The organism is Streptomyces sp. LS-MS-L19, assembly GCF_058382285.1.
Window position 1 is genome coordinate 7742761 of record NZ_JBYCLL010000001.1, and the last position, 15051, is coordinate 7757811.

Annotated in this window: 15 protein-coding genes; 5 read left to right on the plus strand and 10 right to left on the minus strand. The window is 70.9% G+C overall.

Annotated features, from left to right (window positions below):
* Positions 1-44: 44 nt before the first annotated feature.
* Entirely contained in the window at positions 45-1253 is a 1209-nt protein-coding gene (locus AC2XR2_RS34545) for a heparan-alpha-glucosaminide N-acetyltransferase domain-containing protein (RefSeq protein WP_381300036.1), read from the minus strand.
* Between the two features lie 585 nt (positions 1254-1838).
* Here AC2XR2_RS34545 and AC2XR2_RS34550 point away from each other — a divergent pair.
* Entirely contained in the window at positions 1839-2984 is a 1146-nt protein-coding gene (locus AC2XR2_RS34550; protein ID WP_330263709.1) for a YihY/virulence factor BrkB family protein, read from the plus strand.
* A gap of 106 nt (positions 2985-3090) precedes the next feature.
* Here AC2XR2_RS34550 and AC2XR2_RS34555 read toward each other — a convergent pair whose 3' ends face one another.
* Positions 3091-3927, minus strand: coding sequence for an NmrA family NAD(P)-binding protein (locus AC2XR2_RS34555; RefSeq protein WP_491517173.1), 837 nt, complete (start codon positions 3925-3927; stop codon positions 3091-3093).
* 81 nt (positions 3928-4008) lie between these two features.
* Here AC2XR2_RS34555 and AC2XR2_RS34560 point away from each other — a divergent pair, with 81 nt between their 5' ends.
* Positions 4009-4953 (plus strand): AraC family transcriptional regulator, encoded by a 945-nt coding sequence (locus AC2XR2_RS34560; protein WP_491517174.1) that lies wholly within the window; start codon positions 4009-4011, stop codon positions 4951-4953.
* Positions 4954-4972: 19 nt separating this feature from the next.
* A complete protein-coding gene (locus AC2XR2_RS34565) occupies positions 4973-5638 on the plus strand; it encodes a helix-turn-helix domain-containing protein (RefSeq protein WP_491517175.1) in 666 nt (221 codons plus the stop codon).
* On the opposite strand, the gene AC2XR2_RS34570 is transcribed toward AC2XR2_RS34565, so the two are convergent.
* On the minus strand, positions 5621-6022 hold the full coding sequence (locus AC2XR2_RS34570; protein WP_381300040.1) for a VOC family protein: 402 nt from the start codon (positions 6020-6022) through the stop codon (positions 5621-5623). The genes AC2XR2_RS34565 and AC2XR2_RS34570 overlap by 18 nt on opposite strands.
* A 52-nt stretch (positions 6023-6074) precedes the next feature.
* Positions 6075-6707, minus strand: a complete 633-nt coding sequence (locus AC2XR2_RS34575; protein WP_491517176.1) for a VOC family protein — start codon at positions 6705-6707, stop codon at positions 6075-6077.
* A gap of 117 nt (positions 6708-6824) precedes the next feature.
* Between AC2XR2_RS34575 and AC2XR2_RS34580 the strand changes: the two genes are divergently transcribed.
* The gene (locus AC2XR2_RS34580) at positions 6825-7499 is read left to right on the plus strand and encodes a ThuA domain-containing protein (RefSeq protein ID WP_491517177.1); all 675 of its coding nucleotides are present in this window, start codon (positions 6825-6827) and stop codon (positions 7497-7499) included.
* Between the two features lie 215 nt (positions 7500-7714).
* Positions 7715-8254, plus strand: a complete 540-nt coding sequence (locus AC2XR2_RS34585) for a peptidoglycan-binding domain-containing protein (protein ID WP_491517178.1) — start codon at positions 7715-7717, stop codon at positions 8252-8254.
* A gap of 34 nt (positions 8255-8288) precedes the next feature.
* On the opposite strand, the gene AC2XR2_RS34590 is transcribed toward AC2XR2_RS34585, so the two are convergent.
* The 6 genes from AC2XR2_RS34590 to AC2XR2_RS34615 all read right to left on the minus strand — a co-directional run bounded on the left by AC2XR2_RS34590 (position 8289) and on the right by AC2XR2_RS34615 (position 14906).
* Positions 8289-8744, minus strand: coding sequence for a helix-turn-helix domain-containing protein (locus tag AC2XR2_RS34590; protein ID WP_491517179.1), 456 nt, complete (start codon positions 8742-8744; stop codon positions 8289-8291).
* Positions 8745-8910: 166 nt separating this feature from the next.
* Positions 8911-9954, minus strand: a complete 1044-nt coding sequence (locus AC2XR2_RS34595; protein ID WP_381300095.1) for a LacI family DNA-binding transcriptional regulator — start codon at positions 9952-9954, stop codon at positions 8911-8913.
* 170 nt (positions 9955-10124) lie between these two features.
* Positions 10125-11762, minus strand: a complete 1638-nt coding sequence (locus AC2XR2_RS34600; RefSeq protein ID WP_491517180.1) for a glycoside hydrolase family 43 protein — start codon at positions 11760-11762, stop codon at positions 10125-10127.
* On the minus strand, positions 11759-12667 hold the full coding sequence (locus AC2XR2_RS34605; protein ID WP_449353376.1) for a carbohydrate ABC transporter permease: 909 nt from the start codon (positions 12665-12667) through the stop codon (positions 11759-11761). Before AC2XR2_RS34605 ends, AC2XR2_RS34600 begins: the two co-directional genes overlap by 4 nt.
* Positions 12667-13551, minus strand: a complete 885-nt coding sequence (locus AC2XR2_RS34610) for a carbohydrate ABC transporter permease (RefSeq protein ID WP_381300046.1) — start codon at positions 13549-13551, stop codon at positions 12667-12669. Before AC2XR2_RS34610 ends, AC2XR2_RS34605 begins: the two co-directional genes overlap by 1 nt.
* A gap of 20 nt (positions 13552-13571) precedes the next feature.
* Complete coding sequence (locus AC2XR2_RS34615; protein ID WP_381300048.1) at positions 13572-14906, minus strand: ABC transporter substrate-binding protein; 1335 nt, start codon at positions 14904-14906, stop codon at positions 13572-13574.
* Positions 14907-15051: the final 145 nt, after the last annotated feature.

Sequence of the window (15051 nt, forward strand, 5' to 3'; positions counted from 1 at the left end):
TACCACCACTTGAGCTCCTAGATCATTACTTTTGGTCTTATGGACTATTCGATGTGCTTGCTAAGTCGGACCGGGTCCGCGACCGGTTCCGGGGGCCGGGGCGGTGTTACGGCCTCGCGACACCGCCGGGCCGCGCCTGCGACGACCGTTTCCAGCGGGCCACGTCCGACGTGCCGCCACGAGAGGGCGAAGAGGAGCGCTCCGGTGGTCATGACGGCGTAGAGGAGCTCGGGGGAGCCGGAGAGTGCGCCGGTGGCGAGCAGCAGCACATGGGCGACGTAGAGGGTGAGCGGCATGCTGCCCGCCGCGGCGAGCGGTGTGAGCGCCCGCGTGAGAAGGGTGCTCCTGGTCAGCAGCAGGGCGCCGCCGAGGATCGCCGCGGCCGAGCCCAGGGTGAGGAGCAGGTCGAAGGGCGTGGTCGAGTGCGGGGCGCGGGAGACGAGCGCCCACCAGGTCACGCCGTCGGGGCTGTCCCACAGCGCCTCGGCCCGGGAGGCACCGGGGAACTCCGCGTCCCACAGGTGCCGCAGCCCGTCGTACCGGAACAGGACCAGCGACGACACCGCCCACACTCCGGCGACCAGGGCGAGGCCGCCCGCGAGGAGCCGGGGCGCGATCTTCCGTGACGTCAGGTCCAGGCGGCCGAGGGCGAGTCCGGCGCACAGGTAGGCGGTCCAGGCGAGCACGGGGTAGTCGCCGTGCACGAGCAGGTCCGAGACCAGGCCGAGCGGATCGGCGACCACGTCCTGGAGGGTCGGGTCGCCGTCGAAGGCGGGCTCCGGCAGCACGCCCCGCAGCGCGTGGACGGCGAACGGCGCCCCCACGGCCAAGGTCAGCGACAGGCCGGCCAGGGCCAGGGGGCCGAGGCCCAGCAGCGGGATCGCGATCAGGAACAGCAGGGCGTAGAACGCCAGGATCACGTCCACGTCCAGGTCGGCCGCGCGTGAGGCGTAACCGAGCAGCAGCCCGATCAGCGCGATGACACCGGCCCGGGTCGCCACCGCGGCCGCCGCGGGCCGGCCGGGCGCGGGGCGGTGCCCGCCGGTCGTGAAGGCCAGCCCGACCCCGGCCGTCACGGCGAACGTCGCCGAGGAACGGCCGCCCGCGAACATCCAGGCGGGCGTGGCCGATCCGGCCTCGTCAAAAGCACCGAACACGTGAACGGAGAACATACCGAGCAGAGCGAGGCCCCGTGCCACATCAACCCCCACGATGCGCGGCACGGCAGGCTTCGGCGCGTACGGAACAGGCATGGAATTTCTCCAGAGAGGGATACGGCGGAATATCGCCCGCTGTTCACCGCGCAGCGGAAAATCATGGTGAGGAACCCCCGTGGTTCCGGTGTGCCGGAAGAAAGAGAAGTGCCGTGAGGCACGGAATGAGATAAGAGAAGGAGCGGTTCGGTATGCGCCTGGAGTGACCGCGCGGCGGGGATGTGGTGGCCGGTTCGAGCCGTGGTCAGGGCCCTGAGAATGCAATCCGAATTGTTTCGAGGTGCTCATGAACGGGTCAAGCACGTTTCAGTCAATGGCGATTTCCTGACGGTCGCCCGTTCGCTGGCGGTATGACCTTTTCGCGCCCCTCGGGGGTGTCACCGGGGAACTCACTTCAAGGGCGGTGCATATGTCATCGAGCATTCCGCTTCACCTGGCCTCGAAATCTGGCCACCGAGTTCATGACAGAAAAGGGGTTCGATTTCCTTGACGATTTCCGCGGAGTTGCCCGGTGTTTTCGGCGGCATGAAGGAACCGGCCGCGAGCGGACGTTCCTCGCACGGGTGTGCCCCACGCCGGGACCGGGGGATGAGTGCACGCTCCCGTGGCGGATACCTTTAGGTCGTGCAGGCAGCAAGCGAATCCCCTCAAGAGCCCTCCGGCCGGCTCCACCGGGCCCGTGCCCTCTACCGGAACGTCTCGAAGCGCAGGACCGCCTGGCTGCTGCTCAAGGACACCGTCAACTCGTGCATCGAGTACCGCATCCTGGGGCTCGCCGCCGAGGCCGCGTTCTTCTCGCTGCTGTCCGTGCCGCCGCTGCTGCTCAGCCTCATCGGACTGCTCGGCTACGTCGACGACTGGACCGGCACCGACAGCATCAGCAGCCTGGAGGCCAACATCCTCGATGCCGCGCGCACGGTGCTGTCCGACAAGGGGGTACGGCAGATCGCGCAGCCGATCCTCGACGACGTGATGAAGGGCGGCCGACCCGACGTCATCTCCGTCGGCTTCCTCTTCGCCCTGTGGTCCGGTTCGCGCGCGGTCAACGTCTTCATCGACACCATCACCGTCATGTACGGCCTCGACGGCGTGCGGGGCATCGTCAAGACCCGCCTCGTGGCGTTCGCGCTGTTCGTCGCGGCCCTGCTGATCGGCTCGGTGGCGCTGCCGCTGATGGTGGCGGGGCCGGACGCGGTGGTGCGGATCGTGCCCTGGTCGGAGACGGTGGTGCAGGTCCTGTACTGGCCCGTGGTGATCATCCTGTCCATCGCCTTCCTGACCACGCTGTACCACGTGTCGGTACCGGTGCGCTCACCGTGGATCGAGGACGTCCCCGGCGCGCTGGTGGCCCTCGCGATGTGGGTGCTGGGCAGCTTCCTGCTCCGGATCTACCTCCAGAGCACGATCGAGGGCGCGACGATCTACGGCTCGCTGGCGGCCGCGGTCGCGGTGCTCCTGTGGATCGGGGTGTCCGCCTTCGCGGTCCTGGTGGGCGCGGCGGTCAACGCGGCGATCGACCGGGTCTGGCCGGCCGCGGCGACGGCGGCGGCGCGGGCCGCGAACGAGCGGGTGCGGGAGGCGCAGGTCGCCGAGTATGTGGCCCGCGCGGCGGCGGCGGTCCGGGACACCGACGTCGACCCCGAGGACCCCGACATGCCCTCGGAGTTCCCGGAGCGGTGGTCGCGGTTCCTGCCGCCGGAGGACGTGACGTCGCGGTTGCGGACGCACGTGAAGTCGACGCATCCTCCTCAGAAGCCGGAGGGGTCCTGAGGGGGTGCGTTGTCGGGTGCGGCTCGGTGGGGGCTGGTCGCGCCCACACGGCGGAGCCGCATATCGATGCAGCCCCGCGCCCCTGGGGCGATTCACTGCACCTGTGTCAGACCTTCCACGTTCCCTCTGCCGCCGCCTCCCTCGCGAAGTCCGTGAAGTCCCGCGGCTCATGGCCCAGTACCTGCTGGATGCCGTCCGACAGGTAGGCGTTACGGCCGTCCAGCAGCTGCTCGAACGCCTCCACCAGCGCGCCGACCTCCGCCTCCGGCACCCCGAACCCCGCGAGCCGCTCCCCGTACTCCTTCGCCGACACCGATCGGTACGTCAGCTCGCGGCCCGTCGCTTTCGCGATCTCCGCGACCGCCTCACCGAAGGTCAGCAGGCGTGGGCCGGACACGGTGATCGTCTGTCCTGCACAGGTGTCACCGGACGCCAGGACCGTCGCCACCACGTCCCCGATGTCCCGCACGTCCACGAACGGCTCGCGCACCTCACCCGCCGGGAACACCAGCTCCCCGCTCAGCCGCAGCTCCTCCACCAGCGGCCCCTCGCTGAAGTTCTGCGAGAACCACGCGGCCCGTACGACCGTCCAGTCCGCCCCCGACGCGTGCAGCGCCTCCTCCGCGTCCCGTGCCCGGTCCTGCCCCCGCGACGACAGCAGCACCAGGCGTCGTACGCCGGCCCCCACCGCCTCCCGCGAGAGCGCCCCGACCGCCTCCGCGGCCCCCGGGGCGCCGATGTCCGAGGGGTACACCAGGTAGGCCGCGTCCGCGCCCCGCAGCACCTGAGCCCACGTGGACCGGTCCGCCCAGTCGAACCCCTGCGCGCGGGACGCGGCCCGAACCGTCAGGCCCGCCGCCCGCGCGGACCGCGCCACCCGGCTGCCCGTCCTGCCCGAGGCACCGGTCACCACCACTGTCATGTTCCGCGTGTTCTCCGTCATGCGAACGAGTCAACTCCCGTGCCCCGCAAGGGACCATCGCTGAACGGCTCATTCCCATGTGCGCGCGTCTACGCTGGCCACATGGACGCTCTGGCAGGCCTGCTGGAAGGACCGCGGGCGCGTGGCGCCTTCATGATCCGCGCGTGTTTCGACCCGCCCTGGGCGGTGCGGGTGGAGGACCGGGCGCCCCTGACGGTGATGCTCATGGTCCGCGGGGAGGCCGTGATCCTGCCCGACAAGGGGCAGAGCCTCCGGCTGCGCCCCGGCGACCTCGCCATCGCCCGCGGCCCCGACCCCTACACTTGCGCCGACGCCCCCGACACGGCCCCGCAGGCGCTGATCCTGCCCGGCGCCGAGTGCCGCTACCCCGACGGGCGGTCCCTCAACGGCTCCATGGACCTCGGCGTCCGCAGCTGGGGCGACCGGCTCGACGGCGAGACGGTGGTCCTCATCGGGACGTACCTGATGGACGGCGAGATCAGCAACCGGCTCCTGGACGCCCTGCCGCCGCTGCTGTCGCTGACCACCGACGTCTGGGAATGCCCGCTGACCCCGCTCCTCATGGAGGAGATCGTGCGCGACGAGCCCGGTCAGGAGGTCGTCCTGGACCGGATGCTCGACCTCCTGGTCATCGCCGCGCTCCGCGCCTGGTTCTCCCGGCCCGAGGCGGAGGCTCCCGCCTGGTACGCGGCGCTGGCGGACCCCGTGGTGGGACGGGTGCTGCGGCTGATGCAGGACGATCCGGCGCATCCGTGGACGGTGGCGTCCCTCGCCGCGAAGGCGGGGGTGTCACGGGCGGCGCTCGCGCGGCGGTTCACGGAGCTCGTGGGGGAGCCGGTGATGGCGTATCTGACCGGGTGGAGGCTGGCGCTGGCGGCGGATCGGTTGCGGGAGGGTTCCGCGACGCTCGATGCCATTGCCCGGCAGGTCGGGTATGGGAGCGCCTTTGCTCTGTCCAGTGCGTTCAAGAGGGGGTACGGGGTCAGTCCGCAGGAGTTTCGGGTGCGGGCCGGTGGGCGCCCCTGAAAGCCTTAGCCTGGGGTATGTGTACAAGGAAAGGGCGTCCAGGCTCACAGGCGCTGTCCTCTGGACCGGTGACGGTGCCGGACGGGTCCTGCCCGACGGGTGCATGGATCTGCTCTGGCACGACGGGCGGCTGCTCGTCGCCGGGCCCGATACCCGGGCGTACGTCACCGGGGGCGCCCCGAGCCGTTGGGTGGGCCTGCGCTTCGCGCCCGGTGCCGCGCCCGCCTTCCTGGGAGTGCCGGGGCATGAACTGCGTGACCTGCGCGTCGAGTTGACCGATCTGTGGCCGGCTTCGGAGGTACGGCGGCTGCGGGACCGGATGGCCGAGGCCCCGGACCCCGCCGTGGCCCTCGAAGGGATCGTCCTGGAGCGAGCTGCCCCGCCTGAGCCCCTGCTCCGTGCCCTTGTCGCCTCCCTCGACGCCGGCCGGCCCGTAGCCGTGGCCGCCGATGAACTCGGCCTGGGCGCCCGGCAATTGCACCGCAGGTCCCTCGTCGCGTTCGGGTACGGGCCCAAGACGCTCGCCCGGATCCTGCGGCTGCGGCGGGCGCTCGTGCTGGCGCGGGCCGGGGTGCCGTACGCGGAGACGGCCCTGCGGAGCGGGTTCGCCGACCAGGCTCATCTCGCGCGGGACGTGAGGGAGTTGGCGGGCGTGCCGCTCACGCGGCTACTCGGTGCCGGGTAGCGGGGCGTAGAGGTCGACGCCGTTGCCGTCGGGGTCGTGCAGGGAGGCGTAGCGCTGGCCCCAGTCGGCGTTCCAGGGCTTGAGCTCGCCGTGGGCTCCCTCGCCCACCAGCCGCTCGTACACCGCGTCGACCTCGGCGGGGCTGTCGCAGCGCAGTGCGAGGCCGGTGCGGCTGCCGCCCGCCGGTGGCCGCCAGCCGGGGTGGAAGGAGCGGACCGTCTCCTCGGTGTCGAGCATCAGCCTTACCCCGCCCGGGAGTTCGGCCTCGGCGTGCGGCTGTGACTCGGCCCCCTCGGGGAACGGGAAACCGAGCCGCCGGTAGAAGGCGACGGAGGCGGCCATGTCGGAGGCCACCAGGCCGATGGCGTCGAATCGTGGAGTCATGAGGTCACCGTAGGCAGGGACCGGGGCCGGCGTCTTGAAGGAATCGGACACGTCAGCCGAAGGTCACCGGGCCGCGCGGGGTGTCCACCGTGAAGGAGAGGCCCACCGGGCCCTCGGCGAGGTGGAGGCCGGTGTCGAGGGCGGCGAGGAGCGGGCGGATCTCGTCCGGGGCCGGGGTGGTCGCGGTGAGGGAGAGCAGGGGAGTGCCGGGCAGGCCGGAGGCCGTCGGATGCGGGGAGGTGCCCCAGTCGATGAGGAAGGGGACCAGGCCGGAGGGGTGCTGGGTGTCGCCGTCCGTGAGGCGCCAGCGCAGCAGGGTGCCGTCCGGTCGGCGACGGCTCATCGGGCGGACGTCTCCGGGGTCGTAGCCGCGCGAGCGGGCTCTCGCCACCGCCGCGTCCAGGTCGGGCGGGGCGATCGCCCAGGTGACCGTGCGCGCGGCGGCCAGGGTGTCGACGTCGAAGGGGCGCGGGCCCCTCGGCCGCGGCTGCTCGGGGTCCGGGCCGATGATCTCCAGATAGGAGGTGCCGCCCAGGGCCACGAGGTGGTTGCGGGTGCCGAGACCGACATGCACCCCGCCGGGGGCGGGTGTGACGCCGGTGCGCCGGGTGAAGTCGGCGACCGTCGCCGCCAGGTCGGGGGTCGCGAGGACCAGATGGTCGAGGCGTGCGGGAATCGCGTTCACCGCGCCGAGGCTACGCACCGCCGACCGCGCGGCGGAACACCCGTACAGGGACACGTCGTTCGGGTGCGGCGAGCGGCGAGCGGCGAGCGGCGGGTGCCCTCGGCCTAACCTCACACCATGGCCTCCCGACCTTCCGTTCCCCGACTCCTCGTCCACACCCGCACCACCGCCTACCGCCACGACTCCATCCCGGCCGCCGTCGACGCCCTCCGCACCCTCGGCGGCTTCCAGGTGGACGCGAGCGAGGACCCGGCGGCCCTGGAGCGGCCCCTCGACGGGTACGCCGCCGTCGTCTTCCTCTCCACCAGCGGTGAGGTGCTCACCCCGGCCGGGCGCGAGCGGCTCGCCGCCCATGTGGAGTCGGGCGGCGGGTTCGTCGGGGTGCACGCGGCGGCCTGCACCGAGTACGAGTGGCCGTACTACGGCGAGCTGTTGGGCGCCCGCTTCGACAAGCACCCCGACTACCAGCCCGGCAGGGTCCTCGTGGAGGACCGCGAGCATCCGGCGACCCGACACCTGCCCGCCGTATGGGAGTTCACCGACGAGTGGTACGACTTCCGCACCAACCCCAGGGGCTCCGTGCGGGTGTTGGCCCGCGCCGACGAGTCGTCGTACGACGGCGGCGGCATGGGTGCGGACCATCCACTGGTGTGGTGCCGGGAGCAGGGCGCGGGGCGGGTCTTCTACACCGCCCTCGGACACGCCGCCGAGGCCTACGCGGACCCGGGGTTCCGGTCCCATCTGCTGGGCGGGATCAACTGGGCGGCACGACTGGAGCCGACCCGGGACTGAGCCCGTCCCATCCCGTCCCGGCAGGTCCCCGTACGTCCCGCCCTCGCGGTCCACTCCGCCGTACACCGGACGGACCGTCCCCCGCCGGACCGGGGACGCGGGTGGCTCTCGCTGTGGGCATCTCAGGCCTGTGACGCTGTGCCGTGCCAAGCGAAGCGAGCCGCCGCAGGGGGAACCACGGGGGGAACCACGGCGGTTCGGAAAGGGAGACCTCCATGAGCATGCGCAAGCGGGCCGTCGCGACGGTGACGGCCGCGTTGCTGGGCTTCGGGACCATCGGCCTCGCCGTGGCGCCGGCGGCCGACGCGGCCCCGTACCACGGCGTCGACGGCAACGGCGTCGTCAGCGACGACTTCCAGGACGAGGAGAACCTCGGCGTCGACGACCACGCGAACGGCAACGCCACCGCGCTGTGGCAGTCCGTCCTGTACGCGGACGGCGCCAAGTGGCAGGACGACGACGGGGACTGGCACAACTTCGCCAAGAGCCAGATCGACGGCTCCTTCGGCCCGCAGACCGAGTCGGCCACCCAGTGGTGGCAGGGACGCTTCGGCCTCACCGACAACGACGGCGTGGTCACCGACCAGAGCTGGGAGTTCGCCCAGCAGTGGCTCCACGGCCCCTTCGCGGGCGGCACCGTCCGGTACGACGGCGACAAGCGGGACGTCGACTTCAAGCGGGTCGGCGGCAAGTACCGGGTGAAGCTCAGGGGCACGGGCCCCTGGCGGAACGCGTACTACGACCAGCTCGGCTGACCCCGCCGGTGGGGGAGCGGGGGCGGCCCCTCCGTCACCCGCTCCCCGACGGCCACGCCCACAGCAGCCCCGCCACCAGCAGCACGATCACGGCGAACGCCACCAGCGCCGCCGTACGCCATCGCCGGTACTCGAGACCGGGCCCGACCGCAGCGACTGCCTCCGGCACCGCATCCGGCACCTGTCCCGGCGCCGGCGGTGACGCCACGGTGACCGTCGTGCCGTACGGCCAGACCGGATCGGCCAGTTCCCACAGGGCCAGCAGCCGGGCCTGGTCCGCGTCCGCCACCCGGCACAGGGCCCGCACCGCGCCGCGCGGCGGCTGCTTGGCCCCGCTCAGATACCGCTGCCAGGACGACTTGCTGTACGCGGTGCGCCGGGCGAGCCCCGCGAGGCTCAGATCCGTGCGGTCCTTGAGCTGCCGCAGCTGCTCGACGAGGAGCCGCGCCTCCCTCGGCAGTGCGTCCGGCAGCGGCCGCCAGCGCGTCATGGTCGTCCCCCCAGTGCTCGCCGCCGCCCTGGCCGGGGCGACGGCCCCCCTGCCCGCCGCATCGTTCGACGCCCGTCCGCCCCGGCCAGTTCCCCTCGCCCACGGATGACCGAAGCTGAACGATTCCGACGCACGGGGGCCCGCACCAGGGACCCGTACGGACGGTTCAGCCGCGTGGCGGCGCCGTGCTCGCCCGCTCCACCAGCCGCGTCGACAGCTCCGTCCGGGTGCTCTCCGGGCGGTCGCCCTCCATCATGCGGACCAGCAGGCGCAGGGCCGTCGCCGCCATCTCCGAGAGGGGCTGGCGGACCGTGGTGAGGGCCGGGGTGGTCCAGCGGGCCTCGGGAAGGTCGTCGAAACCCACCACGCTCATGTCGTCCGGCACCCGCAGCCCGCGTTCGGCCAGGGCCTCGTACACGCCGAGGGCCATGCGGTCGGAGCAGACGAAGACCGCAGTGGGCGGTTCGGGCAGGTCGAGGAGTTCCAGCGCCCGGCGGCGGGCGGCGCTCTCGTCGAAGCCGGCGTGCCGCACGTACTCGGGCCGCTGCCGCACTCCGGCCGCCGCGAGCGCGGAACGGTAGCCGGCCACGCGGGCGCTGCTGCACATCTTGCGCTGGTGACCGGCGACGACGGCGATGCGCTCGTGGCCCAGCGCGAGCAGGTGCTCGGTCGCCGTCACCCCGCCCTGCCAGTTCGCCGCGCCCACCGAGACCACACCCGGCGGCGGCTCGAGCACCGGGTCGATCAGGACGTACGGGATGCGGTGCTGGTCCAGCCAGCCGTACTGCGCCGCCGACAGCTCGGCCAGGTTGAACAGCACCCCGGAGGAGCCGCGCCCGGTGAGCTTGTCGAGCCAGCCGCGCTCGGGCCGGCCCGTCCGGTTCCGGTTCAGGGCCGCGGAGACGACCACCTCCAGACCGGCGTCGTGGGCGGCCGCCTCCACCCCGTGCAGCACCGCCCCCGACCAGGAGGTCTCCAGCGAGTGCACGACCAGGTCGACCAGGCCCGACGACTTCGCCGCGTCGAACCTCGGTCTGCGGACGTAGCCGAGCCGGTCCAGCGCCTCCGTGACCCGGCGACGGGTCTCGGGGGCCACGTCCTCGCGGCCGTTGACCACCTTGGAGGCGGTCGGCACCGACACACCCGCCTCCCGGGCCACGACCGCCAGCGTCGGACCGGCCGCCACGCTCGCACTCCCCGTGCGGACCATCGGGAACCCCACCTCTCCGGCCCGCCCGAGGGCCATGAAAGTTTCGACCAGCGCGGAAACTGCCAACGCGAAACAGTAAGCGCTTCCTACCCTAGGTTCGCCCGGTGGAGTCGGGAAGAGGTCGGGCTTCGCGGGTCTCCGTATTCCCCCGTCTTTCGAAACTTCGAACGCTATCCGCAGCTCAGGCGGAACCCGCGGAAGTCGGCCGTGAAGGCCGCGTCGACCAGGTCCACCGCATGGATTCCGGCCATCGCGCCCGTGAAGCGGAGTTTGGACCCGTGGTCGTCGGAGAGGCGGGTGAAGTCCAGGTCCGGGCCGACCTGCGTCCGTGCGCCGTCGCCGTCCAGGCGCCAGAAACGAGCCATCCCGTCCGTGATACTCACCCCGATCGTGAAGGCGCTTTCCCCTTCCTCGACCTCCACCACGGCCATCTGCCGGGTGCTGCCCTCGTCCCGCTCGACCAGGCTGAGCACCCTTCGCCCGCCGCCCCGCCACTGCTGTCCGCGCTGCCCCTCGCCCTCGGGCTCGGCCCAGGTCAGGTCGAGGGCCAGATAGGACTCGGTGTTGTACCAGAGCAACAGCCCGGCGGCCTGGGTGAAACTGCCCGGCCGCGCCTCGACGGTGACCTCGGCCTCCGCCCGGTGCTCGGTGATCCGCTGCGCCAGCAGACTGTGTGCCCACCACGACTCCGGCCCGTGCCGCCCCCGCAGCCGGATCCATCCGGGGCGTGCGGTGGTGTCCGCCCAGGACGGATCGACGGGGGTACGCAGCGTGCTCCAGGGCCAGCCCAAGGGGTCGCTGGGGGAGGTGAGTTGACCCGGCTCCGACTTCGACCCCGATTCCGACTCCGGCTTCAGTACCCGCTCAGCCGATGGCACCGTCGAGATGTCGACCTCGACCTCCGGATGCACACCCCCGTGGCGCAGTCTCGGCCAGCCCTCCGCATCCCAGCTGATCGCCTGGATCGCCGTCTCCCGGCCGAGCGGGCAGCGCGGGCCCTCCGGGGTGTTCAGCGGGCGGGCCGTGAGGTGACTCAACACCCAGCTCTCGTCGGGGAGTTGGACCAGCTCGCCGTGTCCCGCCTTCTGGAGTTCCAGGGACGGATCGTCGCGGCACGTCAGCAGCGGCCGGTCGTCCAGCTCGTACGGGCCGGTGATCTCCCGGCTGCGGGCGACCAGCACCCCGTGCTCGAACCCGGTGCCGCCCTCGGCGAGGACCAGGAAGTACCGGCCGTCCTCGCGGAGCAACTTCGGCCCCTCGACGAGCCGTTCGTGCTGGAGCAGCAGATGGGTGTCACCGACGGGCGCCAGTGTCCCCCGGTCCAGCTCCGTCAGCACGATCCCGGCGAAGCGCCGGCCGCCGGGGCGGTGGTCGTTCTGGAGGTTGAGCAGCCACAGCCGGCCCTGGTCGTGGAAGAGGGCGGGGTCGAAGCCGTGGCTCGCGATCCGCCGCGGCGCCGACCACGGACCGGCCGCCTTCGTCGCCGTACAGACGTAGGTGTCCGTGTCGAAGTACGGCGTGCCCACCGAGCGGACGATCGAGTAGACCACCCAGAAGCGCTCGCCGTCCCAGCTCAGGGAGGGTGCCCAGATGCCGCCCGAATCGGGCACGCCCGTGAGGGAGTCGCCCGGGACCGCGCCCGAGACATGGCCCGCGTACTCCCAGTGCGCGAGGTCGCGGGAGCGGTGGAGCGGGATCGTCGGGAACCACTCGAAGGAGCTGGTGGCCACGTAGTACCAGTCGCCGACGCGGACCATCGACGGGTCGGGGGCGAAGCCGCGGATCACCGGGTTGTGCAGCAGGGTCACTTGAGGGCTCCGAGGGTGACTCCGGTGCGCCAGTAGCGGCGCATCGCGACCATCATGATCGCCATCGGGACGATGGACAGCAGGGCACCGGTCAGGACCAGGCTGGTGAGGTCGACGCCGGACTCCAGGCGCTTGCCGGACCAGTTGTAGAGGCCGATGTTGAGCGTCCAGTTGCTCTCGCCGCGCAGCACGGTCAGCGGCAGGAAGAAGGCGTTCCAGGTGTTGACGAAGGCCAGCAGGAACACGGTCGCCCCGCCCGTCGTCATCATCCGCAGCACGATGCTGAAGAAGATCCGCAGCTCGCCGGCTCCGTCGATCCGGGCCGCCTCAAGCAGCTCGAACGGGATCGTGGCCTCGGTGTACACCTTGGCGAGGTACACGCTGAACGGGTTGATCAGGCAGGGGATCAGCATCGCCCAGGGCGTGTCGACCAGCCCGATCTCCGAGAACAGCAGATACAGCGGCAGGGTCAGCAGCGCGATCGGGATGAGGAAGGAGCCGACCACACACGCGAACACCAGGTTGCGGCCCGGGAAGTCGAAGCGCGCGAGCCCGTAACCGGTGGCCAGCGCGAGCAGCGTGCCGCCCAGGGAGCCGACACCGGCGTACAGGAACGAGTTCGCCGTCCAGCGCAGGAAGATGCCGTCCTCGTAGGTGAACAGCTGATGCAGGTTGTCCCACAGGTGCCAGCCGGAGAACCACAGGCCGTTGCTCTGGTAGAGCGCGGTCCGGTCCTTGGTGGCGGCGACGACCAGCCACCACACCGGGAACAGGCTGTAGACGCTCGCCAGGGAGAGTCCCACGAGGAGGAACCGCTGCCCGCCCCGTGAACGGGCAGCGGAGTCGGGGGTGTTCAGGCGCCGGACGGGCTGCGTACGGCGCGGGCGTTCCTCGGTGATCGTCATCAGTCGGCCTCCTTCGAGGTGAACCGGTAGAACAGGAAGGAGGCGACGCCGAGGATCAGGGCGAGCAGCACCGAAAGGGCCGCCGCGTAGTGGTAGTTGCCCGCGTTGAACGCCTGGTTGTAGATGATCATGATCGGGGTGAAGGAGTCGCTGACCGTCTGCGGGGTGACGTTCCGGAACAGCGCGGGCTCGTTGAAGATCTGGAGCATCTGGATGATGGACAGCATCCCGGTCAGCACCAACGCCCCCCGCACGAACGGGATCTTGATGCTGCGCGCTATCCGCAGCTCGGAGGCCCCGTCGAGGCGCGCGGCCTCGAACAGCTCACGGGGCACCCCCTGGAGCGCCGAGTAGATGATGACCATGTTGTAGCCGATGCCGTGCCAGGTCAGCAGGTTGCCGATGGACGGCCACACCATCGAGGGCGCGAAGAAGTTCCAGGAGAACCCGAAGATCTTCCCGAGCGGGGTGAGCGGGCCGACGTCCGGGCTGTAGAGGTTCAGCCACACGATCGCGGCCACCACACCCGGGATCATGTACGGCACCAGCAGCAGGATCCGGAACCGCCCGGCCACCTTCGAGGTGAGCGCGTCCAGGAACAGCGCCAGGACCAGACTGACGAGCAGCATGACCGGGATCTGCACACAGGCGAAGAGCACCACCCGCAGCACGGACCCCATGAACGCCGAGTCGGTCAGCCCCTGTTGGTAGTTGTCGAGCCCCGAGAACTCATCGGTGGTCCCGCCCAGCCCCAACCCCGAGGACTGCGAACGGTACAACGACTGGTAGACGGCGTACCCGATGGGCAGCAGGTACAGGAAGACGAAGCCGAGCTGGAAGGGCACCGTGAACGCGGCACCCTTCCAGCGCAGTGAGCGAATCATCAGCAGCAGCCCTCGCGCCTTCAGCCCTTGACGCTGATGCCGCGGGACTTCAGGTCGTTGACCGTCCACTCCTGCATGTGGGCGAGGAGCTGGGTCACCGTCTGCTCCTTGCTGACCACCTTGGCCCAGCCGGCCTGCATCTCGGTGAACATCGCGGTCCAGTCGGGCCCGAAGGTCCAGTCGGTGGTGACGGTCTTCAGGCTGTCCTTCACGACTTGCTGCCCCGCCTGGTAGTTGGACCCGAGCAGCTTCTCGGAGACCGCCTCGGGCACGTACGAGTCACTGTCGGCCAGCGCCGGCATCACGCCGTTGCCGGTCGTCGGGCTCGCCATCGTCTTCACGGCCCCGGTGTTGGTGGACATCCACAGCGCGGCCTCGGCGGCCTGCTTCTGGTTCTTGCAGCCCTTGGTCACCAGCGTCACGCTGCCGGTCAGGTTGGTGCCGGCCGGCGTCTTGGGGGCCTCACCGGCGAAGGTCGGCCAGGGCGCCAGCGCCCAGTCGCCGAAGGACTTGGTGAAGTTCTGCACCATGCCCGCCATCTGCCAGGTGGAGATCTGCCGGGTCGCGGTGTCGCCCTGGTCGTAGGAGCGCTGCACGGCCGCGTAGTCGGCGAAGGACAGCTTGGCGTTGAGGTCGTTGTCGATGATCTCCTGGATCACCTTGGCGGCCTTCAGGGTGCCCGCGTCCTGGAAGTCCACCTTCCAGGAGTTGCCGTCGATGGCGTACCAGTGCGCGCCGGCCTGCATGGCCAGCACCTCCAGCGTGCTGGGGTCCTCACCGGCGTAGTTGGTGATCTTGATGCCGTGCTTCTTCAGCACCTTGCCCGCGGCGATGAACTCGTCCCAGGTGGTCGGGACCTCGATGCCGTACTTCTTGAAGATGTCGGTGCGGTAGATCGTGAACGCCGGCGCGGAGGCCGTCGGAACGCCGTACATCTTCCCCTGCACCTGGCCGTTGGCCCACGCGCCGGAGTTGAACTTGTCCTTGCTCGACTCGACGTACTCGGTGATGTCGGCCAGCGCGCCCTGCGCGACCCAACTCGTCACGTACTCCGCGGTGTTCTGCACCAGACAGGGCGCGTTGCCCGCCTTCACCGCGTTGGTCAGCTGCTTCTGCATGGTCAGCTGGTCGGTGACCTTCGTGTACTTCAGCTGGATGTCCTTGTGCGAGGCGTTGAACGCCTTGACGACGGCGTCCTGGCCGTTGGCCCAGCCCCAGAAGGGGAGCGTGACCGGACCGGACGACTGCGAGTCACCCGAGTCGCCCGACCCGCCGCACGCGGTGAGCAGACCTGACAGCGCGAGTCCCGCAACGGCGGCGCGGGCGAACCTTCTCCGGGGGCTGCTGAAGTTCATCTGACCGTGTTCCTTCGGAAAGTAGGGCGTCTCGGAGAGGAGAGAGGGGGACGGCGGCTCGGTGTCGGCCGGAAACGGCGGCCGGAAGTCTCGTCGGCTCGCGGTTGCGGGGGGTCGGCCCAGCGGAAGCTGTAGTAACCGGTTG

What these genes read in the sequence shown, in the direction of transcription:
- AC2XR2_RS34570 (WP_381300040.1), bottom strand. Translation starts at nt 6,022, where the DNA reads ATGACTCCACGATTCGACGCCATCGGCCTGGTGGCCTCCGACATGGCC.
- AC2XR2_RS34555 (WP_491517173.1), bottom strand. Translation starts at nt 3,927, where the DNA reads ATGACGGAGAACACGCGGAACATGACAGTGGTGGTGACCGGTGCCTCG.
- AC2XR2_RS34595 (WP_381300095.1), bottom strand. Translation starts at nt 9,954, where the DNA reads ATGGTCCGCACGGGGAGTGCGAGCGTGGCGGCCGGTCCGACGCTGGCG.
- AC2XR2_RS34580 (WP_491517177.1), top strand. Translation starts at nt 6,825, where the DNA reads ATGGCCTCCCGACCTTCCGTTCCCCGACTCCTCGTCCACACCCGCACC.
- AC2XR2_RS34545 (WP_381300036.1), bottom strand. Translation starts at nt 1,253, where the DNA reads ATGCCTGTTCCGTACGCGCCGAAGCCTGCCGTGCCGCGCATCGTGGGG.
- AC2XR2_RS34560 (WP_491517174.1), top strand. Translation starts at nt 4,009, where the DNA reads ATGGACGCTCTGGCAGGCCTGCTGGAAGGACCGCGGGCGCGTGGCGCC.
- AC2XR2_RS34585 (WP_491517178.1), top strand. Translation starts at nt 7,715, where the DNA reads ATGAGCATGCGCAAGCGGGCCGTCGCGACGGTGACGGCCGCGTTGCTG.
- AC2XR2_RS34590 (WP_491517179.1), bottom strand. Translation starts at nt 8,744, where the DNA reads ATGACGCGCTGGCGGCCGCTGCCGGACGCACTGCCGAGGGAGGCGCGG.
- AC2XR2_RS34605 (WP_449353376.1), bottom strand. Translation starts at nt 12,667, where the DNA reads ATGACGATCACCGAGGAACGCCCGCGCCGTACGCAGCCCGTCCGGCGC.
- AC2XR2_RS34610 (WP_381300046.1), bottom strand. Translation starts at nt 13,551, where the DNA reads ATGATTCGCTCACTGCGCTGGAAGGGTGCCGCGTTCACGGTGCCCTTC.
- AC2XR2_RS34615 (WP_381300048.1), bottom strand. Translation starts at nt 14,906, where the DNA reads ATGAACTTCAGCAGCCCCCGGAGAAGGTTCGCCCGCGCCGCCGTTGCG.